Origin of the sequence: Bacillus basilensis (assembly GCF_050630465.1) — a bacterium.
Taxonomy (GTDB): domain Bacteria; phylum Bacillota; class Bacilli; order Bacillales; family Bacillaceae_G; genus Bacillus_A; species Bacillus_A basilensis.
The window spans coordinates 29,192-50,230 of record NZ_JBNTQO010000024.1 but is presented as its reverse complement, the minus strand read 5'-3'; the positions used below and the strand labels follow the sequence as shown (position 1 = coordinate 50,230).

At 37.7% G+C, this 21,039-nt stretch carries 17 protein-coding genes, 1 pseudogene and 1 other annotated feature; of the genes and pseudogenes, 16 read left to right on the top strand and 2 right to left on the bottom strand.

Annotated features, from left to right (window positions below):
- Positions 1-69: 69 nt before the first annotated feature.
- From ACQVV1_RS27065 to ACQVV1_RS27015, 11 genes and pseudogenes are all read left to right on the top strand, one after another.
- The gene (locus tag ACQVV1_RS27065) at positions 70-963 is read left to right on the top strand and encodes a cation diffusion facilitator family transporter (protein WP_063222852.1); all 894 of its coding nucleotides are present in this window, start codon (positions 70-72) and stop codon (positions 961-963) included.
- A 101-nt stretch (positions 964-1,064) separates the two neighbouring features.
- Positions 1,065-3,404, top strand: a complete 2,340-nt coding sequence (gene recJ / locus ACQVV1_RS27060; RefSeq protein ID WP_431169806.1) for a single-stranded-DNA-specific exonuclease RecJ — start codon at positions 1,065-1,067, stop codon at positions 3,402-3,404.
- A gap of 47 nt (positions 3,405-3,451) precedes the next feature.
- A complete protein-coding gene (locus ACQVV1_RS27055) occupies positions 3,452-3,964 on the top strand; it encodes an adenine phosphoribosyltransferase (protein WP_000346213.1) in 513 nt (170 codons plus the stop codon).
- Between the two features lie 209 nt (positions 3,965-4,173).
- Entirely contained in the window at positions 4,174-6,357 is a 2,184-nt protein-coding gene (gene relA, locus ACQVV1_RS27050; RefSeq protein WP_063222854.1) for a GTP diphosphokinase, read from the top strand.
- A gap of 17 nt (positions 6,358-6,374) precedes the next feature.
- Positions 6,375-6,815 (top strand): D-tyrosyl-tRNA(Tyr) deacylase, encoded by a 441-nt coding sequence (locus tag ACQVV1_RS27045; protein ID WP_001266956.1) that lies wholly within the window; start codon positions 6,375-6,377, stop codon positions 6,813-6,815.
- A gap of 171 nt (positions 6,816-6,986) precedes the next feature.
- Positions 6,987-7,217 (top strand): annotated as a pseudogene (locus ACQVV1_RS27040) (YrdB family protein); the annotation flags it as partial.
- An 84-nt stretch (positions 7,218-7,301) separates the two neighbouring features.
- Complete coding sequence (locus tag ACQVV1_RS27035) at positions 7,302-7,493, top strand: hypothetical protein (protein ID WP_063222857.1); 192 nt, start codon at positions 7,302-7,304, stop codon at positions 7,491-7,493.
- 85 nt (positions 7,494-7,578) lie between these two features.
- On the top strand, positions 7,579-7,755 hold the full coding sequence (locus ACQVV1_RS27030; RefSeq protein WP_001242605.1) for a hypothetical protein: 177 nt from the start codon (positions 7,579-7,581) through the stop codon (positions 7,753-7,755).
- A 54-nt stretch (positions 7,756-7,809) separates the two neighbouring features.
- Positions 7,810-8,040 (top strand) — a binding site (T-box leader).
- Between the two features lie 69 nt (positions 8,041-8,109).
- The gene (gene hisS, locus ACQVV1_RS27025; protein WP_242256432.1) at positions 8,110-9,381 is read left to right on the top strand and encodes a histidine--tRNA ligase; all 1,272 of its coding nucleotides are present in this window, start codon (positions 8,110-8,112) and stop codon (positions 9,379-9,381) included.
- Positions 9,382-9,393: 12 nt separating this feature from the next.
- Positions 9,394-11,169, top strand: coding sequence for an aspartate--tRNA ligase (gene aspS / locus ACQVV1_RS27020; RefSeq protein WP_242256434.1), 1,776 nt, complete (start codon positions 9,394-9,396; stop codon positions 11,167-11,169).
- Between the two features lie 355 nt (positions 11,170-11,524).
- The gene (locus ACQVV1_RS27015; RefSeq protein ID WP_000903182.1) at positions 11,525-12,292 is read left to right on the top strand and encodes a tRNA threonylcarbamoyladenosine dehydratase; all 768 of its coding nucleotides are present in this window, start codon (positions 11,525-11,527) and stop codon (positions 12,290-12,292) included.
- A gap of 510 nt (positions 12,293-12,802) precedes the next feature.
- Here ACQVV1_RS27015 and ACQVV1_RS27010 read toward each other — a convergent pair.
- Positions 12,803-13,444, bottom strand: coding sequence for an RsfA family transcriptional regulator (locus ACQVV1_RS27010; RefSeq protein ID WP_063222860.1), 642 nt, complete (start codon positions 13,442-13,444; stop codon positions 12,803-12,805).
- A gap of 37 nt (positions 13,445-13,481) precedes the next feature.
- Positions 13,482-14,768 (bottom strand): replication-associated recombination protein A, encoded by a 1,287-nt coding sequence (locus ACQVV1_RS27005; RefSeq protein ID WP_431169804.1) that lies wholly within the window; start codon positions 14,766-14,768, stop codon positions 13,482-13,484.
- A 292-nt stretch (positions 14,769-15,060) separates the two neighbouring features.
- On the opposite strand from ACQVV1_RS27005, the gene cymR reads away from it, so the two are divergent.
- The 5 genes from cymR (at position 15,061) to recD2 (ending at position 20,992) form a co-directional block, all read left to right on the top strand.
- A complete protein-coding gene (gene cymR / locus ACQVV1_RS27000; RefSeq protein ID WP_000704116.1) occupies positions 15,061-15,477 on the top strand; it encodes a cysteine metabolism transcriptional regulator CymR in 417 nt (138 codons plus the stop codon).
- A gap of 35 nt (positions 15,478-15,512) precedes the next feature.
- On the top strand, positions 15,513-16,658 hold the full coding sequence (locus tag ACQVV1_RS26995) for a cysteine desulfurase family protein (RefSeq protein ID WP_063222862.1): 1,146 nt from the start codon (positions 15,513-15,515) through the stop codon (positions 16,656-16,658).
- A gap of 16 nt (positions 16,659-16,674) precedes the next feature.
- Positions 16,675-17,790, top strand: a complete 1,116-nt coding sequence (gene mnmA, locus ACQVV1_RS26990) for a tRNA 2-thiouridine(34) synthase MnmA (protein WP_016135363.1) — start codon at positions 16,675-16,677, stop codon at positions 17,788-17,790.
- Between the two features lie 110 nt (positions 17,791-17,900).
- Positions 17,901-18,560: a tetratricopeptide repeat protein gene (locus tag ACQVV1_RS26985; RefSeq protein ID WP_242256438.1), complete on the top strand. Its 660-nt coding sequence runs from the start codon at positions 17,901-17,903 to the stop codon at positions 18,558-18,560.
- A 95-nt stretch (positions 18,561-18,655) separates the two neighbouring features.
- Positions 18,656-20,992: an SF1B family DNA helicase RecD2 gene (recD2, locus tag ACQVV1_RS26980; protein WP_242256439.1), complete on the top strand. Its 2,337-nt coding sequence runs from the start codon at positions 18,656-18,658 to the stop codon at positions 20,990-20,992.
- The last annotated feature ends 47 nt before the right edge of the window (positions 20,993-21,039 follow it).

Genomic DNA, 21,039 nt, shown 5'->3' with positions numbered 1-21,039 from the left:
AAAGTGGTGACGTTATCGCTGTTTTTGTTACAATAAAAAGATAGGTTAAGAAAAGAAGGGATTTTAATTATGGAAAAAGATGAACGTTTTAAACAGGCCGAGTTTGGTGCTATTGTCGGGATCGTTGGTAATATTATATTAGCGATTGTAAAGGCGGTAATTGGTTATATTGGGAACAGTAAAGCGTTATTAGCGGATGCCGTGCATTCTGCATCAGATGTAATTGGTTCGCTAGCTGTACTGTTTGGATTGCGAGCAGCAAAGCAGCCGCCTGATGAAGATCATCCATATGGTCATGGTAAAGCGGAATCAATTTCAGCGATTATTGTTGCGGTATTATTATTTATTGTGGGAATCGAGATAGCGATTTCGTCTATAAAAGCTTTTTCGCAGGAACTAGAACCACCGAAAGCAATTACGATTTTTGCTGTTGTTCTTTCGATTATCGTGAAAGAAGGAATGTTTCAATATAAATTCCGATTAGGGAAAAGGGTAAATAGTGATGCAATTATTGCAAATGCATATGAGCACCGTTCGGATGTATTTTCTTCAATTGCAGCTTTAATCGGTATTTGTGCAGCGATTATGGGTGGTAAGTTCGGATTAGATTGGCTTGTATATGCTGATCCAATTGCAGGGTTATTTGTTTCGCTTCTTGTTGCAAAAATGGCGTGGAGTATTGGAGCAGAAGCAATTCATGCAACGCTTGATCATGTTCTTCATGAGGAAGATGTTATTCCGCTTAGAGAAGCAGTACTTCAAATAGATGGTGTGAAAAAAATCGGTTCTTTATATGCAAGGGAGCATGGTCATTACGTTATTGTTGATATTAAAGTTTCAGTAGATCCGTACATTACTGTAGAAGAAGGGCATCGCATTGGAAAGCATGTGAAAGAAACGCTTATGAAACAAGATAACGTACAAAATGTATTTGTACATATAAATCCGTATTCTCCAAATTAAACATTATTAACATTTTAGTATATAGATATTGCATCGTAGTTTGCATTATATTGTCACCCCTTAATCTGTCTTGTATAATGAACAGGTTAAGGGGTGATTTCGTGTTACAACCGAAGACGCGTTGGAAAGAAAAAGAATATAATGGCGAGCGAGTGAGTGAATTAGCAAGTAAATTACAATTATCACCACTTGTCGTTTCGTTATTCCTCGGTAGAGGACTAGATACTGAAGATAAGATTTTAGATTTTTTAAATACAGAAAATCAAGAATTTCATGATCCATTTTTATTGGAAGGAATGGATAGAACGGTAGAACGTGTAAATAAGGCGATTCAAAATGGAGAGCAAATATTAATATTTGGTGACTACGATGCGGACGGAGTAAGTAGTACGACTGTGTTATATCTTGCCTTGCAAGAATTAGGTGCAGATGTAGAATTTTATATTCCAAACCGTTTTACAGAAGGTTATGGACCAAACGAAGAAGCATTTCGTTGGGCGCATAGCGCAGGATTCTCGCTAATTATTACTGTCGATACTGGTATCGCAGCAGTACATGAAGCGAAGGTAGCGAAGGAGCTTGGAGTAGATCTTATTATTACAGATCACCATGAGCCACCACCAGAATTGCCAGAAGCACTTGCGATTATTCATCCGAAATTAGATGGCGGTGTGTATCCATTTCACTATTTAGCTGGTGTAGGTGTTGCGTTTAAAGTTGCGCATGCACTACTGGGCCGTGTACCAGAACATTTATTAGAAATTGCGGTAATTGGTACGGTAGCCGATTTAGTATCACTTCATGGTGAGAATAGATTGCTAGTGAAACGCGGCTTAAAACATATGCGTATGACGAAAAATATTGGACTAAAGGCGCTATTTAAAGTTGCTAACGTTTCGCAAAGTGAAATTACAGAAGAGAGTATTGGCTTCTCAATCGCACCGCGTATTAATGCAGTTGGCCGTTTAGAAGATGCAGCGCCTGCTGTACATCTTTTATTATCAGATGATCCAGAAGAAGCGAAAGAGCTGGCTGAAGAAATTGATGAGCTGAACAAACTGCGAAAAGATATTGTAAAGCAAATTACAGAAGAAGCTATCGCTGAAGTGGAAACTAATTTCACGCCTGAAGAAAATAAAGTATTAGTGCTTGCAAAAGAAGGCTGGAATCCAGGTGTAATTGGAATTGTTGCTTCTAAATTAGTTGAACGTTTTTATCGTCCAACGATTGTATTAAGCATTGATCCTGTAAAAGAAACTGCAAAAGGTTCAGCACGTAGTATTGCAGGATTCGATTTGTTTGCAAACTTGTCAGATTGTAGAGAGCTATTGCCACACTTCGGAGGACATCCGATGGCAGCGGGAATGACGCTACATATGAATGATGTAGATGGATTACGCCGTCGCTTAAATGAGCAAGCAGAGGTAATTTTAACAGAAGAAGATTTTATTCCGATTACAGCTGTTGATGCTTTTTGTAAAGTGGAGGACGTAACACTTGCAGCGATTGAAGATATGCAAAAGTTGGCGCCATTTGGTGTTGGAAATCCGAAACCACGTATTGCAGTGAAAGATGCAGAGCTAGAAAGTATTCGTGCAATCGGATCAGACGGTTCTCATTTGAAAATGGCTCTTCGCGATGGACAGGCAACACTGGATACAATCGGATTTGGTTTTGGCGCGTATGCGAAAGAAATTTCTCCAGTTGCAAAGGTATCTGTAATAGGGGAAGCGTCTATCAATGAATGGAATAATTTTAAGAAGCCGCAATTAATGGTACAAGATATTGCTGTAGACGCATGGCAATTATTTGATTGGCGTAGTATGCGTAACGTAGAATCAAATTTAGCAGAACTTCCAAAAGAAAAAATAACAATGGTGTATTTTTCTGAAGAGGTATTGCATAAATTTTCTTTAGAAGACTATAAAGAGCATATTATGCATGCATCAGAAGTAACTGAGTTAAATGATCAATACATCGTGTTACTTGATTTACCAAAAGGAACAGATGAATTACGAGATCTATTTAAAGTTGGGTTCCCGTCGCGAATTTATACACTATTTTATCAAGAGAATAATCATTTATTTAGTACTGTTCCAACGAGAGAACACTTTAAATGGTACTATTCGTTCTTGAGCCAAAAAGCACCATTTTCTTTAAGACAATATGGAGAACAACTATGTCGTCATAAAGGTTGGTCAAAAGATACAGTAAATTTCATGACACAGGTGTTTTTTGAGTTAGAATTTGTTACAATAAAAGATGGCGTCATTTTTATGGCAGACAAAAAACAAAAGCGTGATTTAATTGAATCGAACACATATCGTGAGAAAATGAACCACTTACAATTAGAAAAAGAATTGGTTTATAGCACATATCAGCAACTATATACATGGTTTGAAACGATTCGTAATCATAAAGAAGTAGAACAGTTAGGGTAAAGGATTTGTATTTACAAACCTTTTAGATCTGAGGAGGATTCAGAAATATGGATTTCAAGCAACATATCGCAATTGTACCGGATTATCCAAAAGAAGGTATTGTGTTTAAAGACATTACACCGTTAATGAATGACGGTAAAGCATACAAAGCAGCAACAGATGCAATCGTTGAGTATGCAAAAGATAGAGATATCGATGTTGTAGTAGGACCAGAAGCTCGTGGCTTTATTATCGGTTGCCCAGTTTCTTACGCATTAGAAGTAGGATTTGCGCCGGTTCGTAAATTAGGAAAATTACCACGTGAAGTAATTACAGTTGACTACGGTAAAGAATATGGTAAAGATGTTTTAACAATCCATAAAGATGCAATTAAGCCAGGTCAACGCGTATTAATTACAGATGACCTATTAGCTACTGGTGGAACAATTGAAGCGACAATTAAGCTAGTTGAAGAACTAGGCGGAGTTGTAGCAGGGATTGCATTCTTAGTAGAGCTTACTTACTTAGATGGTCGTAAAATGTTAGATGGTTACGATGTATTAGTATTAGAAAAATACTAATCACTATATAGTAAAACTACGGTGATAAAAAGTACCCGTGAATCTCTTGGAGAGGAGCGGGTACTTTTGTATAATTGAACAAAAAATTATGGTGAAATGTCAGTAAAATCTTTTCCTTTTCACAATTCACAATCATTGGGTTATAATGATAGAATATAATTTATTCTATTTAATAAAGATAAAGTCAATTTTCAATAAAAGGTGATTCGATGGCAAATGAGCAGGTACTAACAGCTGAACAGGTACTCGAGAAAGCAAGTCAATATTTAGTGGATGAAGATATTGAGCTAGTGGCACGTGCCTATGAATATGCACGAGATGCGCATAGCGAACAATACAGAAAATCGGGTGAACCGTACATTATTCATCCAATTCAAGTTGCAGGTATTTTAGTTGATTTACACATGGATCCAGCTACAGTATCAGCAGGTTTCTTACATGATGTAGTGGAAGATACAGAGATTACACTAGAAGATATTGAACGGGAATTTAACAAAGAGATTGCTATGCTTGTCGATGGTGTGACAAAGCTCGGAAAGATTAAATATAAATCTCATGAGCAACAACAAGCAGAAAACCATCGCAAAATGTTTATTGCAATGGCTCAAGATATTCGAGTTATTTTAATTAAACTAGCTGATCGTCTTCATAACATGCGTACATTGAAACATTTGCCTCAAGAGAAGCAGCGTCGCATAGCGAATGAAACGTTAGAAATCTTTGCACCTTTAGCACATAGGCTCGGAATTAGTACTATTAAATGGGAGCTAGAGGATACGTCACTTCGCTATTTAAATCCACAGCAATATTATCGTATTGTAAATTTAATGAAGCGTAAACGTGCAGAACGTGAAGAGTATTTAGACGAAGTAATGACTGGTATTCGTGAGAAATTAGACGAAGTTGCAATTCAACCTGAAATTTCTGGAAGACCAAAACATATTTACAGTATTTATCGTAAAATGGCACTGCAAAACAAGCAGTTTAATGAAATTTACGATTTATTAGCTGTACGTGTCGTTGTAAATAGTATTAAAGATTGTTATGCAGTGCTTGGAATTATTCATACGTGTTGGAAGCCGATGCCAGGTCGTTTTAAAGATTATATTGCGATGCCGAAAGCGAATCTATATCAATCTCTTCATACGACTGTAATTGGGCCGAAAGGTGATCCACTTGAAGTGCAAATTCGTACGAAAGAAATGCACGAAATTGCAGAATTCGGGATCGCGGCACACTGGGCGTATAAAGAAGGAAAAACAGCAGAAACAACAGGTACATTAGAGAAGAAACTCACATGGTTCCGTCAAATTTTAGAATGGCAAAATGAAGCTTCTAATGCAGAAGAATTTATGGAGTCATTAAAAATTGATTTATTCTCTGATATGGTATTCGTCTTTACACCGAAAGGCGATGTAATGGAATTACCACTTGGATCTGTTCCGATTGATTTCGCGTATCGTGTCCATTCGGAAATTGGAAATAAAACAATTGGTGCAAAAGTAAACGGAAAAATGGTGACGCTTGATTATAAATTAAAAACAGGTGACATCATTGAAATTTTAACATCGAAACATTCGTATGGGCCAAGTCAAGATTGGGTAAAACTTGCTCAAACATCTCATGCTAAAAATAAAATTCGTCAATTCTTTAAGAAGCAACGTAGAGATGAAAATATTGAAAAAGGCCGTGAACTTGTTGAAAAAGAAGTACGTGGTCTAGAGTATGAAATGAAAGAAGTGTTAGCTCCTGACAATTTAAAACGTGTTGCTGAGAAGTTCAATTTTGCAAATGAAGAAGATATGTTTGCAGCAGTTGGATATAGCGGAATTACAGCGTCACAAATTGTTACGAGACTAACGGACAAGTTCCGTAAGCAGCGTGAAGAAGAAGAAATTGTGGAAGTTAAAGAAGTTCGTAAACCGATGAAAATTCGAAAATGGGATTCTGGCGTTAAAGTAAGTGGTGCGGATAATTTATTAATTCGCTTATCAAAATGCTGTAACCCAGTACCGGGTGATGATATCGTTGGGTATATTACGAAAGGCCGAGGCGTATCGATTCACCGCCGTGATTGTGTAAATGTTCATACAGAAGAAGCTGTAGAACGATTATTAGAAGTAGAGTGGGAAGGTAGCCCTGAAAAAGAAATTGAGTATAACGTTGATATTGAAATTTCAGGTTACGATCGCCGTGGTTTATTGAATGAAGTATTGCAAGCTGTTACAGAGACGAAAACGTACATTTCAGCTGTTTCTGGTAGAAGTGACCGTAATAAGATGGCGACAATTAATATGTCAATCTCGATTCGTAACTTACAACATTTGAAAAAAGTAGTAGAACGCATTAAACGTGTTCCAGAAATTTATGCAGTACGACGCATGATGCATTAATAGGGAGTGTAGAAAAGATGAGAGTTGTTTTACAACGATCAAAAGAAGCGTCTGTCACAGTAGACGGTGAGATCGTAGGACAAATTCCGTTCGGTTTAACATTACTAGTTGGCATTACGCATGAAGATACAGAAAAAGATGCAACTTACATTGCAGAAAAAATTGCGAACTTACGTATTTTTGAAGATGAGAGCGGAAAGATGAACCATTCTGTACTTGATGTAGAAGGACAAGTTCTATCAATTTCGCAATTCACATTATACGGAGATTGCCGCAAGGGAAGACGTCCAAACTTTATGGATGCTGCCAAACCTGACTATGCAGAGCGTTTATATGATTTCTTTAATGAAGAAGTACGTAAGCAAGGATTGCATGTAGAAACAGGTAAGTTCGGAGCAATGATGGATGTTTCTTTAATCAATGATGGTCCGGTGACCTTAATTGTGGAAAGTAAATAGTGTTGCTTAAGAAGAGAGGGTTATATAATCCTCTCTTTTTTATACATTGTTGTATGTTTTGTTCATTTATCCCGTTATATGTGGGAATTGGGCTACCCGTAAAAGCCTGATGAAAGTTTCACTTTATCATAGGATTAATTTAAAGGGAATAAAAGGAAAATAAGGTGTAGCATGCTTCAAGAATTCAATATAGCTTTACGCTTCGTGCTAGAGTTATGCATTCTTGGGATTGTTGGATACTGGGGATTGCGAGTAGGAAAAATACCAGCTATAAAAATTACACTTACGATTATTTTTCAGATTATTGTTGCTGTCATATGGGCGTTATTTGGAGCACCGCACGCAGAATGGGAAGTGCGAGGTATATTGCATGCGCTGTTAGAAATTATTGTGTTTGGAATCAATAGCTCGGGTCATTAATTATATAGTATAATGAAAAAAATGGTAAAAATATTTGAATGTATGTGTGATAAGGGGAGATAGTATATGAATTGGTCAGTCTTTAAAGATTTAAAATTTTTATTGCGATTTAGCTTAGCTATTCTTTTCAATGCATTAGGAATTACTTTCGCAGTGTTAAGTTACGGTACTTGGGTAGTATTTGTAATGGCAGCGATGGTTGCAACATTCTTTATGATTCAAAGAGGTGCTTACTTATATAAGAGCGTTATGGAATAACGTTATTCATTTATATGTATAACCCTCTCATCAATATGGAACAATAAAAAGTAAAACATCCATATTGAATGTGAGGGATATACGTATGCGTATGAATGAAAAAGGGCATTCTGTTACAAATGGTGCAAATCAACTGTTTAACGTGAATTTTCATGATTTTATTTCAAAAGAGCAAAACAACACTTCAATGGAGCTTGCTTCTGAATTTGGCATTTCGCTTCAAGATGTTAAGCGTCTAAAGAAGCAAATTGAACGCTCTTAGAGTACTTGACAATCCTACTCAACAAACGTATAGTAATTTTATATTTACATATGAATATAACCGTTGATAGAGAAGAGTAAATGAGACACACATGGAAAGAGAAGAAATGTCTTAGGCTGAAAACATTTCTGCATGATGACTGATTGAATGACACTCTAGAGGTTTCAACTTGAACGGCATATATGCTTAGTAGAGATGAACGCATATTTAAGCGTTATTAAAAAAGTGGAAGCATACGTGCTTCAATTAGGGTGGCACCACGGGTATAATACTCTCGTCCCTACTGTTCAAACAGTAGAGGCGGGAGTTTTTTTATTTTTATTAAGATTAAAACAATTTGAGGAGGAACTGAATATGTCTATTCAAATCCCACGCGGAACGCAAGATATTCTTCCAGGCAATGTTGAGTTATGGCAGTATATCGAAGGGCAAGCACGCGAAATTTGCCGTCGTTACAATTATAAAGAAATTCGCACACCAATTTTTGAACACACTGAGCTATTTTTACGCGGTGTTGGTGATACGACAGATATCGTGCAAAAAGAAATGTACTCATTCCAAGATCGTGGAGAGCGTAGTTTGACATTACGTCCAGAAGGCACTGCACCTGTTGTACGTTCTTACGTTGAAAACAAAATGTTCGGTGACGCAACACAACCAACGAAATTATACTATATCGGTCAAATGTTCCGTTACGAAAGACCACAAGCAGGTCGCTATCGTCAATTCGTACAATTCGGTATCGAAGCAATCGGTAGTAACGATCCTGCAATTGATGCAGAAGTAATTGCACTTGCTGTAGAGTTTTACCGCGGCATGGGCTTAAAAAATATTAAAGTTGTATTAAACAGCTTGGGTGATGCGGCGAGCCGTCAAGCGCACCGTGATGCGTTAATCGCACACTTCGAGCCACGTATTGGTGAGTTCTGTTCTGATTGTCAATCTCGTTTAGAAAAGAATCCTCTTCGTATTTTAGATTGTAAGAAGGACCGTAACCATGAATTAATGGGAACAGCACCATCTATTACAGAATACTTAAACGAAGATTCAGCAGTATACTACGACAAAGTTCAAGAACTATTAACGATGATGGACGTTCCATTTGAAAAAGATCCGAACTTAGTACGTGGTTTAGACTACTACCAACATACTGTTTTTGAAATTATGAGTGAGGCAGAAGGTTTCGGTGCTATCACTACATTAAGCGGTGGTGGTCGTTATAACGGACTTGTACAAGAAATCGGTGGACCAGAGATGCCAGGTATCGGTTTTGCGATGAGTATCGAGCGTTTAATTATGGCGCTAAAAGCTGAAAACATTGAATTACCAATTGAACATAGTATCGATTGTTACGTTGTAGCGCTTGGTGAAAAAGCGAAAGACCATGCTGCAAAAGTTGCGTTTGATCTTCGTAAAGCTGGATTATCAGTTGAAAAAGATTATTTAGATCGCAAAATGAAAGCACAATTTAAATCAGCAGATCGTCTAAAGGCAAAATTTGTAGCTGTATTAGGGGAAGATGAGCTAGATAAAGGCATCATTAACTTAAAAGATATGGCAACAGGTGAACAAGAAGAAGTAGCATTAGATGTATTTGCTTCATACGTAGCAGAGAAATTAATATAGGGGGAACTTACAGTGGCTGAAAGAACACATGCATGTGGAAAAGTAACAGTAGAAGCAGTTGGACAAACAGTTCAATTAAAAGGTTGGGTACAAAAACGCCGTGATTTAGGTGGATTAATCTTTATCGACTTACGTGACCGTACAGGTATCGTACAAGTTGTATTTAACCCAGAAACATCAAAAGAAGCGCTAGAAGTAGCAGAAACAATTCGTAGCGAATACGTATTACACGTAGAAGGTACAGTTGTTGAGCGTGGTGAAGGTGCAATTAATGACAATATGGTAACTGGTCGTATTGAAGTACAAGCAACGAAAGTAAACGTATTAAATGCAGCGAAAACAACGCCAATCATTATTGCTGATGATACAGATGCATCAGAAGATGTGCGTTTAAAATATCGTTATTTAGACTTACGTCGTCCTGTAATGTTTAACACATTCAAAATGCGTCACGACGTAACGAAAACAATTCGTAACTTCTTAGATACAGAAGAATTCTTAGAAGTGGAAACACCAATTTTAACGAAGAGCACGCCAGAAGGAGCTCGTGACTATTTAGTACCAAGTCGTGTACATGACGGCGAATTCTATGCATTACCACAGTCTCCGCAGCTATTTAAACAGCTTCTTATGGTCGGTGGATTTGAGCGTTACTATCAAGTAGCACGTTGTTTCCGTGACGAAGATTTACGTGCGGACCGTCAACCAGAATTCACGCAAATCGATATCGAGGCTTCATTCTTAACACAAGATGAAATTTTAGATATGATGGAGCGCATGATGACGAAAGTTATGAAGGATGCAAAAGGTGTAGAAGTTAGCGCACCATTCCCTCGTATGAAATATGCTGATGCAATGGCTCGCTACGGTTCTGATAAGCCAGATACACGCTTTGAAATGGAACTAACAGACTTATCTGAGTTTGCAGCAGGTTGTGGGTTTAAAGTATTTACAAGTGCTGTAGAAAGCGGCGGACAAGTAAAAGCAATTAATGCAAAAGGTGCTGCGAGCAAATACTCTCGTAAAGATATCGATGCATTAACTGAATTCGTAAAAGTATACGGTGCTAAAGGTCTAGCTTGGCTTAAAGTGGAAGAAGACGGCTTAAAAGGACCGATTGCGAAATTCTTCGGTGAAGAGGATGCAAACGTGTTAATGACTACGCTAGAAGCTACTGCTGGCGACTTATTACTATTCGTAGCAGATAAGAAGAGTGTTGTTGCAGATAGCTTAGGCGCACTTCGCTTACGTCTAGGTAAAGAGCTTGAGTTAATTGACGAAAGTAAATATAACTTCCTATGGGTAACGGATTGGCCACTTCTTGAGTACGACGAAGATGCAGATCGTTACTTCGCAGCTCACCACCCATTCACAATGCCATTCCGTGAAGATGTTGAGTTATTAGAAACAGCACCAGAAAAAGCACGTGCACAAGCATACGACCTTGTATTAAATGGTTATGAGCTTGGTGGTGGATCACTTCGTATTTACGAGCGTGACGTACAAGAAAAAATGTTCAAAGCACTTGGATTCTCACAAGAAGAAGCGCAAGAGCAATTCGGATTCTTATTAGAAGCATTCGAATACGGTACGCCACCACATGGCGGTATCGCATTAGGTTTAGACCGCCTTGTTATGTTACTTGCAGGTCGTACGAACCTTCGTGATACGATTGCATTCCCGAAAACAGCAAGTGCAAGCTGCTTATTAACAGAAGCTCCAAGCCCAGTTGCAGAAGCACAGCTTGAAGAGTTGAACTTGAAATTGAGCTTGAAAGAAGAGAAATAAGAGAAGTAAAAATAGGGTCTAGATGGTTATACTAATACCATCTAGGCTTTTTTTGATAGGAAGTTTAAAAAGTCCGGTTCAGATAACTGTCGCATCTCATCGTTACGTATGCTAGTCCGGTGCTCGAGTAGTACTCCTACACTGCGCTCCTCCTAGCATACGCGCCTCGATCTGCTCGGTTCTCTGAATCCTCCTTTTTAAAACTGTATTTAGGAAGAAATAAAAGTTGGTTTACACTATGTTTTCATGCTCGAAATATGTATTTTTAGGAATTCTATAACTTTTTCTATACAAATAGTCGGAAAAACGCTAGAATACATGGTAGACCATTTTTGTAATAGGAGTGTAGAGCTGAATGTTACATCAATTTTCACGTAATGAATTAGCCTTCGGTAAAGAAGGACTTGAAATATTAAAAAATAGTACAGTCGGTATTTTAGGAATTGGCGGCGTAGGTTCTTTTTCCGCTGAAGCGTTAGCGCGTTCTGGCGTTGGGCGTCTTGTATTAGTTGATAAAGACGTTGTAGATATTACAAACGTAAACCGTCAAATTCACGCTTTAGTATCTACTGTAGGACGTTCAAAAGTAGAATTAATGAAAGAGCGTATCGCAGACATTAACCCAGAGTGTGAAGTAATTGGACTAGAAATGTTTTATACAGATGAAACATATGAAGAGTTCTTTAAACACGGTTTAGACTTCGTAGTGGATGCATCGGATACGATTACGTTCAAGATCCATTTAATTAAACAATGTTTACGTCGTAAAATTAAAATTATCTCATGTATGGGTGCAGCAAATAAAATGGACCCAACTCGTTTCCGTATTGCGGACATCTCTAAAACACATACAGATCCAATTGCGAAAGTAATTCGTACGAAGCTTCGTAAAGAGGGTATTAAAAAAGGTGTAAAAGTTGTCTTCTCTGATGAAAACCCAATCGTAATTCGTGAAGAAGTACGTAAAGAAATTGTACCAGACGAAAATGCGAAAATTCGTAAAGCGAAATTACCGCCTTCATCAAATGCCTTCGTACCATCTGTGGCAGGCTTAATTATGGCAAGTCACGTTGTACGTGAACGCATTAAAAATGTAGAAGTGAAACGTGTAGGACAAGAATAAAAAGAAAGCATATATCCGTCTAGGGTATATGCTTTTTCTATTATATTTTAAAGAACTGCTGATATTTGCAATACTAATACTTCAAGTGTAAGTAATCCTAATAAAGAATAATCGTATTTGTCCGATTTATAACCTGAGGTCTTTTTTAAACTATGAATTGTAAAAAGGCCTAAAGTTAGAACGAGAATACCGAGTGTTATTTTGAAGACTACTAATGAAATGGCAATCGGCTCCTTTCAATCGTATATGTTTATAGTGACATTTAAGTTAAACATATCCAATTCACTCCGTAAATTTCCTTTTGTAACAAATCGACTTGTTTTGTCAATATTTGTTGGTAAATCGATATCTCTTGTCGAATAGTTGATATAATTAAAAAAATCGTTGATATATTGTAAGTTACGATAGATATATTTGAAAAATCGTCAATATAATTTCATTTACCAATATATCATTCACAGAAAAAATAAAAAGGGATGTCACTTAATCAAAAGAGTGACATCCCTGTTTTTAATTCTCTGCAGAATATATAATATCTAAATTTCCATTTTGATCTGTCTTGAAAATGGGAGCGATCTGTTCTTCTTGTTCTTCAACCGAAACAAGTTTTCGAGCACGGTCCATAATTCTAACAAGCATCGCATAATCTTCTTCGATTGCTTGTTGTTTTTTTGAGAGTACCGCTAATTTTGCTTCAAGTTCATGATTCATTTTTTTCAGGGACGTGAGCTGAGTCTGTAATACTTCATTTTCAGTTTGTAATTTTGCGAGTGAAGGGTTGTTATGCTCCAAATTTTGCAAAAACGAGATGATATTTTGCATTGTAAGTTCTTGTTTATTTGGCGTAATATCTTCTGAAAACTCGGCATCGATTACGAGTTGTTTCGTTTTCGTGAAATGCTCTTTTTCTATTTTAGCTTCAGAGCGCTTTAATTCTTTACGTTGTTTTTTTGCAAGTTGCACCGCATCTTCGTAATTCGGTCTTACTTCAGCATTCCATCTAAATCCGCAAGCTGCTGAAGTACGGTTCAATGTATCGCCGACTTCATCGAATGCTTTTATTTGTGTACTGCCGCTGCGAATATGCCGTAAAACAGTTTCGGCTAAAAGGAGATCGTCTTCTTTTGTCCATGCATCTTGACGTGTTTTCATAAGCGAAGCCTCCATAATGGTGACGTTTTCGCTTATGTTACCCTTTATTTTTCGTTTTATTCGAACTTTGTAATCTTTCATATACAGTAGAAAGTGCTTGCTCAAATTTTCCTGTCGTTTTCGGTTTATAATATTGTTTGTTTTTTATTTTATCAGGTAAGTATTGTTGTTGTACCCAGCCATTTGGTTGGTCGTGTGGGTATAAGTATCCAATGCCTCTTCCAAGTGATTCTGCGCCTTTGTAATGACTATCTTTTAAATGACTTGGGATGTCGCCTGTTTGACCGTTACGTAAATCGTGTAATGCAGCATCAAGTGCTTTATAAGCTGAGTTTGATTTTGGTGATAGGCACAGCTCGATAACGGCATTTGCAAGTGGTATGCGTGCCTCTGGGAATCCAACCCGTTCAGCTGATTCTATAGCTGCTAGTGTACGTGGTCCGGCTTGCGGGCTAGCAAGTCCGATATCTTCATATGCCATAATAAGAAGACGTCTACCAATACTTTGTAAATCACCTGCTTCAATAAGGCGTGCTAAATAATGAAGTGCTGCATTTACATCACTTCCGCGCACCGATTTTTGAAATGCCGATAATACGTCATAATGAGCATCTCCACCTTTATCGTGAACGAAGCTCTTTTTTTGCAAGCATTCTTCTGCGATTTCTAGCGTGATTTCCACAGCTTTGTCATCCGTTGTAAAGCTAGATAATACAGCTAGTTCAAGTGCATTATAAGCGGAACGCATATCTCCGCCTGATGCATTTGCAAAGTGATGTAATGCTTCAGGTGTAACCGTTACATCATATTCCCCAAGACCTTTTTCTTTATCTTCAAGTGCTCGTTTTAAGCCAATTAAAAGATCGTCTTCTGTCAGGGCGTGTAACTCGAAAATTTGACACCTGCTCCGAATAGCAGAGTTTATCGCATGAAATGGATTACTTGTCGTTGCACCAATTAAAGTAAGAAGCCCACTTTCTAAATGAGGTAATAGAAAGTCCTGCTTTGCTTTATCTAGACGGTGCACTTCATCTAAAATTAAAACAAGATGTCGATGCATTTTCGCTTCTTGTACGACAACTTCCATATCTTTTTTATTATGGGTAACAGCGTTTAATAGACGAAACGGAGTACCGGTACTTCCTGCGATTGCGCTAGCAATTGATGTTTTTCCGGTGCCTGGAGGGCCGTATAAAATTATAGATTGAAAATGATTTGCTTGGACCATTCGCCATAAAATCTTTCCTTCACCAACTAAATGTTGTTGTCCGATAATTTCTTGAATATTTGTAGGGCGCATTCGATGTGCGAGTGGTTGTTTCATTTTTACCGTCTCCCTTAATGTATAATCTCTTTCTATCGTATCATTTTTTTTAGTGGAATTTGAAATAGGATGCTGTTTTGTGGGAAATATGAATATGAATATTTTCATTTTTCTTTCAATTGTAATAATTTCCGAGTTTTTCAATGTGATTTTATGTTATCATTTTGATACACAAGTTGAAATTTCTTATAATACTATATTATGCTATAATTTCATAGGATTTTAAATTGTGTTCTTTTATAAATAAGATATAACCAATAGAAGTGAAAATTTGAAAAGAGGTGCAAAATAGATGAAGATTTCAACAAAAGGCCGCTACGGCTTAACAATTATGATCGATCTTGCAAAAAAATTTGGTGAAGGTCCAATTTCATTAAAATCAATTGCGCAGGCACATGATTTATCTGAACATTACTTAGAGCAATTAATTTCACCACTTCGTAACGCTCGTCTTGTAAAGAGTACGCGTGGTGCATATGGTGGATATGTATTATCAGATCAGCCGGCTAACATTACAGCTGGGGATGTAATCCGTGTGTTAGAGGGTCCGATTAGTGTTGTAGAAATGATAGAAGAAGAAGAGCCAGCACAACGCCAATTATGGATGCGTGTTCGTGATGCGGTGCAAGAAGTGTTAGATAGTACAACGTTAGAAGATTTAGTACGTTATGAGGAAGAAAATCACGGGGGCTATATGTTTTACATTTAATTCCTTGTGAAACGATTTGGAAAGAAGGAGATTTAATGGAACGCATTTACTTAGATCATGCTGCGACATCTCCGACTCACCCAGAAGTGGTCGAAAAGATGATTCCATATATGACAGAAACATTCGGAAACCCGTCTAGTATTCACTTTTATGGACGTCAAACGCGCCATGCAGTAGATGAGGCGAGACGCGCATGCGCACGTAGCATTCATGCGAATCCGAATGAAATTATATTTACGAGCGGTGGTACGGAAGCTGATAATTTAGCGCTTATCGGTGTAGCGCGTGCGAACCGTCATAAAGGTAACCATATTATAACGACACAAATTGAACATCATGCAATTTTGCATACGTGTGAATTGTTAGAGCGTGAAGGATTTGAAGTGACATATTTACCTGTTGATAAAACAGGACGCGTTCAAGTTTCTGACATACAAAAGGCATTAACAGAAGAGACAATCCTTGTATCCGTTATGTTTGGGAATAATGAAGTTGGGACGATGCAACCAATAGCGGAAATAGGTAAGCTGCTAAAAGAGCATCAAGCTTATTTCCATACAGATGCGGTACAAGCTTATGGCTTAGTAGAAATTGATGTGAAAGAGTTTGGCATTGATCTATTATCAATTTCAGCTCATAAAATTAACGGACCAAAAGGTGTAGGGTTCCTATACGCTGGTGCAAATGTGAAATTTGAACCGTTATTAATAGGCGGGGAGCAGGAAAGAAAACGCCGTGCTGGTACTGAAAATGTACCGAGTATTGTTGGTTTACAGCAAGCAATTTTGTTAGCTGAAAAAACTCGTGAGCAAAAAAATGCCCAATATGAAGAGTTTAAAGATATAATGGTATCTGTCTTCAAAAATGAAGACATTACTTTCGAGGTAAACGGAAACTTAGAATATCGCTTACCACATGTGCTTAATATTAGTTTTACAGGAATGAACATTGAACCATTTCTTGTGAACTTAGACTTAGCTGGCATTGCAGTGTCAAGTGGTTCGGCTTGTACAGCTGGTTCAATTGATCCATCACATGTATTAGTGGCGATGTTCGGAAAAGACTCCGATCAAATACGTTCATCCGTACGCTTTAGTTTCGGACTTGGAAATACGAAAGAGCAAATTGAGAAAGCGGCGTACGAAACAGTGAAAATCGTGAAGCGATTAACACAAAATTAGCATGGGAGGTGACATGATGAACAAACTACCTCACGAAACACGCGTTGTCATCGGGATGTCCGGTGGCGTCGATTCATCTGTAGCAGCTCTTTTATTAAAAGAGCAAGGTTATGATGTAATCGGAATTTTTATGAAAAACTGGGATGATACGGATGAGAATGGTGTCTGCACAGCAACCGAAGATTACAATGATGTAATTGAAGTGTGTAACCAAATTGGTATTCCGTATTATGCAGTAAACTTTGAAAAACAATACTGGGATAAAGTATTTACGTACTTCTTAGATGAATACCGAGCTGGTCGTACACCAAACCCAGATGTAATGTGTAATAAAGAAATTAAATTTAAAGCATTTTTAGAGCATGCAATTGCGCTTGGTGCTGATTATGTAGCGACAGGTCATTATGCACGTGTTGCTTATATGGACGGCGAATATAAAATGCTTCGCGGCGTTGATGACAATAAAGATCAAACGTATTTCTTAAATCAATTAAGCCAAGAGCAATTATCAAAAACAATGTTCCCGCTGGGTGAGCTGAAGAAACCACAAATTCGTGAAATGGCGAAAGAAGCTGGTTTAGCGACAGCGGCGAAGAAAGATAGTACAGGTATTTGCTTCATTGGTGAGCGTAACTTTAAAGATTTCTTAAGTAACTATTTACCAGCACAACCAGGTGTGATGCAAACATTATCTGGTGAAGTGAAAGGAAAGCATGACGGTTTAATGTATTATACAATTGGACAGCGTCATGGCCTTGGTATTGGTGGTAACGGTGATCCATGGTTTGCTGTTGGGAAGAACTTGAAAGAAAACATTCTATATGTTGATCAGGGATTCCATAACGAACTTCTATATGGTGATGAAGTTATTGCTACGAATATCGGCTGGGTAAGTAATGAAGCGAAAGAAAAAGAATTTAAGTGCACAGCGAAATTCCGTTATCGTCAAGAAGACAATAAAGTAACGGTTCAAATCGTTGATGAAAATACAGTTCGTATTCTTTGTGACGAGCCAATTCGTGCAATTACACCAGGACAAGCAGTTGTTTTCTATGATGGAGATGAGTGCTTAGGTGGTGCTACAATTGATGAAGTATACCGTAGCGGTAAGAAATTGGATTATTTAGGATAAAACGAGAAGCCTCTGCCGATTCGCGGTTAGAGGTTTCTTTTACATAAAGCGAATTTTCGTTCGCTTGGAAAATACATTCTTTGTTATAATTTGTTGTAGAGGTGAAGGACATGTCAAACAAACTTGAAACAGGTATTAAATATATGCAAGAAGGAAACTGGGAAGAAGCTGCTAAAAATTTTACAGAAGCAATTGAAGAAAATCCAAAAGATGCACTTGGATACATTAATTTTGCGAACTTATTAGATGTACTAGGTGATAGTGAAAGAGCAATTTTATTTTATAAACGTGCATTAGAGTTAGATGATAAATCTGCAGCTGCTTATTATGGATTAGGAAATGTGTATTACGGCCAAGAGCAATTTGCAGAGGCAAAAGCTGTATTTGAACAAGCAATGCAATCTGGATTACAATCAGCTGATGTAACATTTATGCTAGGTATCACACATGTGCAACTTGGAAACGATCGTCTTGCACTGCCATTTTTACAAAGAGCAACAGAATTAGATGAAAACGATGTAGAAGCTATGTTTCAGTGCGGACTTTGCTTTGCGCGTTTAGAACATATTCAAGAGGCGAAACCTTATTTTGAAAAGGTATTAGAAATGGATGAAGAGCATGCGGATGCGTATTATAATTTAGGTGTTGCGTACGTATTTGAAGAAAATAACGAGAAGGCTCTGGCTTTATTTAAGAAAGCAACTGAAATTCAGCCAGATCACTTCTTAGCTGGTAATGGTGTTCGTTTATTAGAGCAAGAAGCTGAATAAGATGAACATATAGTTTAATGAGTAGTTATCCCTCATCTAAAGAGGTGGGGGATGTACTGTTCATTAAAGTGAAAAGATCGGAAAGGAGAGGAAAGATGGGAAATCAACATGCAATGGATTTGTTTGAGGAAGAGAAAAAGTTTATAAAAGCGCAAGTTCTTCATACCATTTTCCACAACGAAGAAAACCTCTATTCCGTTGTCAGTATGAAAGTCATTGAAACAAATGAAACGTACGACGAAAAAAAAGTGATGATAAATGGTCATTTTCCCCGTATGCATGAAGATGAAATGTTTACATTGACAGGTCATTTTAAGGATCATCCAAAGTATGGGAAACAATATTTAGTTGAAACATTTAAAAAAGAATTACCGCAAACAAAAGCAGGTATGGTGCAATATTTAGCGAGTGATTTATTTAAAGGAATCGGAAAGCGTACAGCTGAAAAAATTGTGGACCATCTTGGGGAACATGCCATTTCTAAAATTATGGATGATCCTGAGGCGTTAAGTGGTGTTGTCAACAAACAAAAAGCGCAGGAAATATATGAGACAATTGTTGAGCATCAAGGGCTAGAGAAAGTAATGAGCTTTTTAAATGGTTACGGTTTTGGAACGAAGCTTTCTATTAAGATTTACCAACAATATAAAGAGATGACGTTAGAAGTGATTCGTAATAATCCATATCAACTTATTGAAGAAGTGGACGGCATTGGCTTTGGACGAGCAGATGATATAGGACGTGCGTTAGGGATATCGGGTAATCACGATGATCGTGTACGTGCAGGATGTTTTTATACGCTAGAGAATGTTTCACTGCAACTCGGTCACGTTTATATGGGAAAAGATCAACTTGTAAGAGAAACGATGTCACTTTTAAACAGCCAAGAAGGAAGAGTGACAGAGGAAGACATTATAGGCTGCGTTGAAATGATGCAAAGTGAAGGGAAAGTCATAATAGAAGAAGAACGAGTGTATTTAGCATCGTTATTCTACTCTGAAAAAGGTGTTGTAAAGTCTATTCGGAGGCTTATGAATCAAGAAGAAACACCTTCATTTCCTGAAGCTGAAGTGTTAAAGACGTTAGGTGAAATTGAAGAACAGCTGACTGTTCAGTATGCACCGCTTCAGCAAGAAGCAATTCAAACGGCACTTCATAAACCGATGATGTTATTGACAGGTGGACCAGGAACAGGGAAAACAACAGTTATTAAAGGAATTGTTGAAATGTATGCGTCACTTCACGGGCTATCGTTAAATCCGAATGAATATAGTGATGATAATCCATTTCCAATATTATTAACGGCTCCAACGGGAAGAGCGGCGAAGCGTATGAGTGAATCAACAGGTCTTCCAGCTTGTACAATTCATCGTTTACTTGGCTGGACACCAGAAGGGTCTTTCCAACGTAATGAAACGGACCCGGTACAAGGGAAATTGCTCATAATTGATGAATTTTCAATGGTTGATATTTGGCTTGCGAATCAGCTGTTTAAATCACTGCCGACAAACATTCAAGTTATCGTTGTAGGTGATGAAGATCAGTTGCCATCTGTAGGACCAGGACAAGTGTTGAAAGATTTATTGAATGCAGGTGCAGTTCCAACAGTAAAGCTTACTGAGATTTATCGTCAAGCGGAAGGTTCATCTGTTATCCAACTTGCCCATGCGATAAAAAATGGAACGCTCCCGCCAGATTTAGCGCAAAACCAAAAAGATCGTTCGTTTATTGGCTGTACAGGAGCACAAATTGTTGAGGTTGTTAAGAAGGTTTGTGAAAATGCTAAGACAAAAGGGTTTAGCGCAAGAGATGTACAAGTGTTGGCCCCGATGTATCGTGGACCGGCTGGTATTAATGTACTAAACGAAGCGTTGCAAGAAGTGTTTAATCCGAAAAGGGAAAAGAGTAAAGAAATTGCTTACGGTGATGTTGTATATCGAAGAGGCGATAAAGTACTACAGCTTGTTAATCAGCCGGAGAGCCAAGTGTTTAATGGTGATATCGGAGAAATTGTTTCGGTGTTTTATGCGAAAGAGAACGTTGAGCAACAAGATATGATTATCGTTTCATTTGATGGAATTGAGGTAACATATACAAAGCCGGATTTAAATCAAATTACACATGCATATTGTTGTTCGATTCATAAATCGCAAGGTAGTGAATTTCCGATTGTGATTATGCCGATAGTAAAAAGTTACAATCGTATGTTACGTCGTAATTTAATTTATACTGGTATTACAAGAAGTAAGAAGTTCCTTATTATTTGCGGGGAGGAAGCCGCTTTCCAGTCTGGTGTAAATCGCCTTGATGATGTAATGCGTCAAACGACTTTAGCTAGTCGTTTGCAAGAATCACAAGGAGAAGTACAGATAGTAACAGTTAATGGTGAAGAAATGGACGTGGAAAACATTTCACCGTATGATTTCATGTAACAAGGTGAGATTATATAGTGAAACTTTCAAACGTATAACGTTGAAAG

Coding starts and splice junctions, on each gene's coding strand:
- ACQVV1_RS27065 (WP_063222852.1), top strand. CDS start 70: ATGGAAAAAGATGAACGTTTTAAACAGGCCGAGTTTGGTGCTATTGTC.
- ACQVV1_RS27055 (WP_000346213.1), top strand. CDS start 3,452: ATGGATTTCAAGCAACATATCGCAATTGTACCGGATTATCCAAAAGAA.
- relA (WP_063222854.1), top strand. CDS start 4,174: ATGGCAAATGAGCAGGTACTAACAGCTGAACAGGTACTCGAGAAAGCA.
- ACQVV1_RS27045 (WP_001266956.1), top strand. CDS start 6,375: ATGAGAGTTGTTTTACAACGATCAAAAGAAGCGTCTGTCACAGTAGAC.
- ACQVV1_RS27035 (WP_063222857.1), top strand. CDS start 7,302: ATGAATTGGTCAGTCTTTAAAGATTTAAAATTTTTATTGCGATTTAGC.
- ACQVV1_RS27030 (WP_001242605.1), top strand. CDS start 7,579: ATGCGTATGAATGAAAAAGGGCATTCTGTTACAAATGGTGCAAATCAA.
- hisS (WP_242256432.1), top strand. CDS start 8,110: ATGTCTATTCAAATCCCACGCGGAACGCAAGATATTCTTCCAGGCAAT.
- ACQVV1_RS27015 (WP_000903182.1), top strand. CDS start 11,525: ATGTTACATCAATTTTCACGTAATGAATTAGCCTTCGGTAAAGAAGGA.
- ACQVV1_RS27010 (WP_063222860.1), bottom strand. CDS start 13,444: ATGAAAACACGTCAAGATGCATGGACAAAAGAAGACGATCTCCTTTTA.
- ACQVV1_RS27005 (WP_431169804.1), bottom strand. CDS start 14,768: ATGAAACAACCACTCGCACATCGAATGCGCCCTACAAATATTCAAGAA.
- cymR (WP_000704116.1), top strand. CDS start 15,061: ATGAAGATTTCAACAAAAGGCCGCTACGGCTTAACAATTATGATCGAT.
- ACQVV1_RS26995 (WP_063222862.1), top strand. CDS start 15,513: ATGGAACGCATTTACTTAGATCATGCTGCGACATCTCCGACTCACCCA.
- mnmA (WP_016135363.1), top strand. CDS start 16,675: ATGAACAAACTACCTCACGAAACACGCGTTGTCATCGGGATGTCCGGT.
- ACQVV1_RS26985 (WP_242256438.1), top strand. CDS start 17,901: ATGTCAAACAAACTTGAAACAGGTATTAAATATATGCAAGAAGGAAAC.
- recD2 (WP_242256439.1), top strand. CDS start 18,656: ATGGGAAATCAACATGCAATGGATTTGTTTGAGGAAGAGAAAAAGTTT.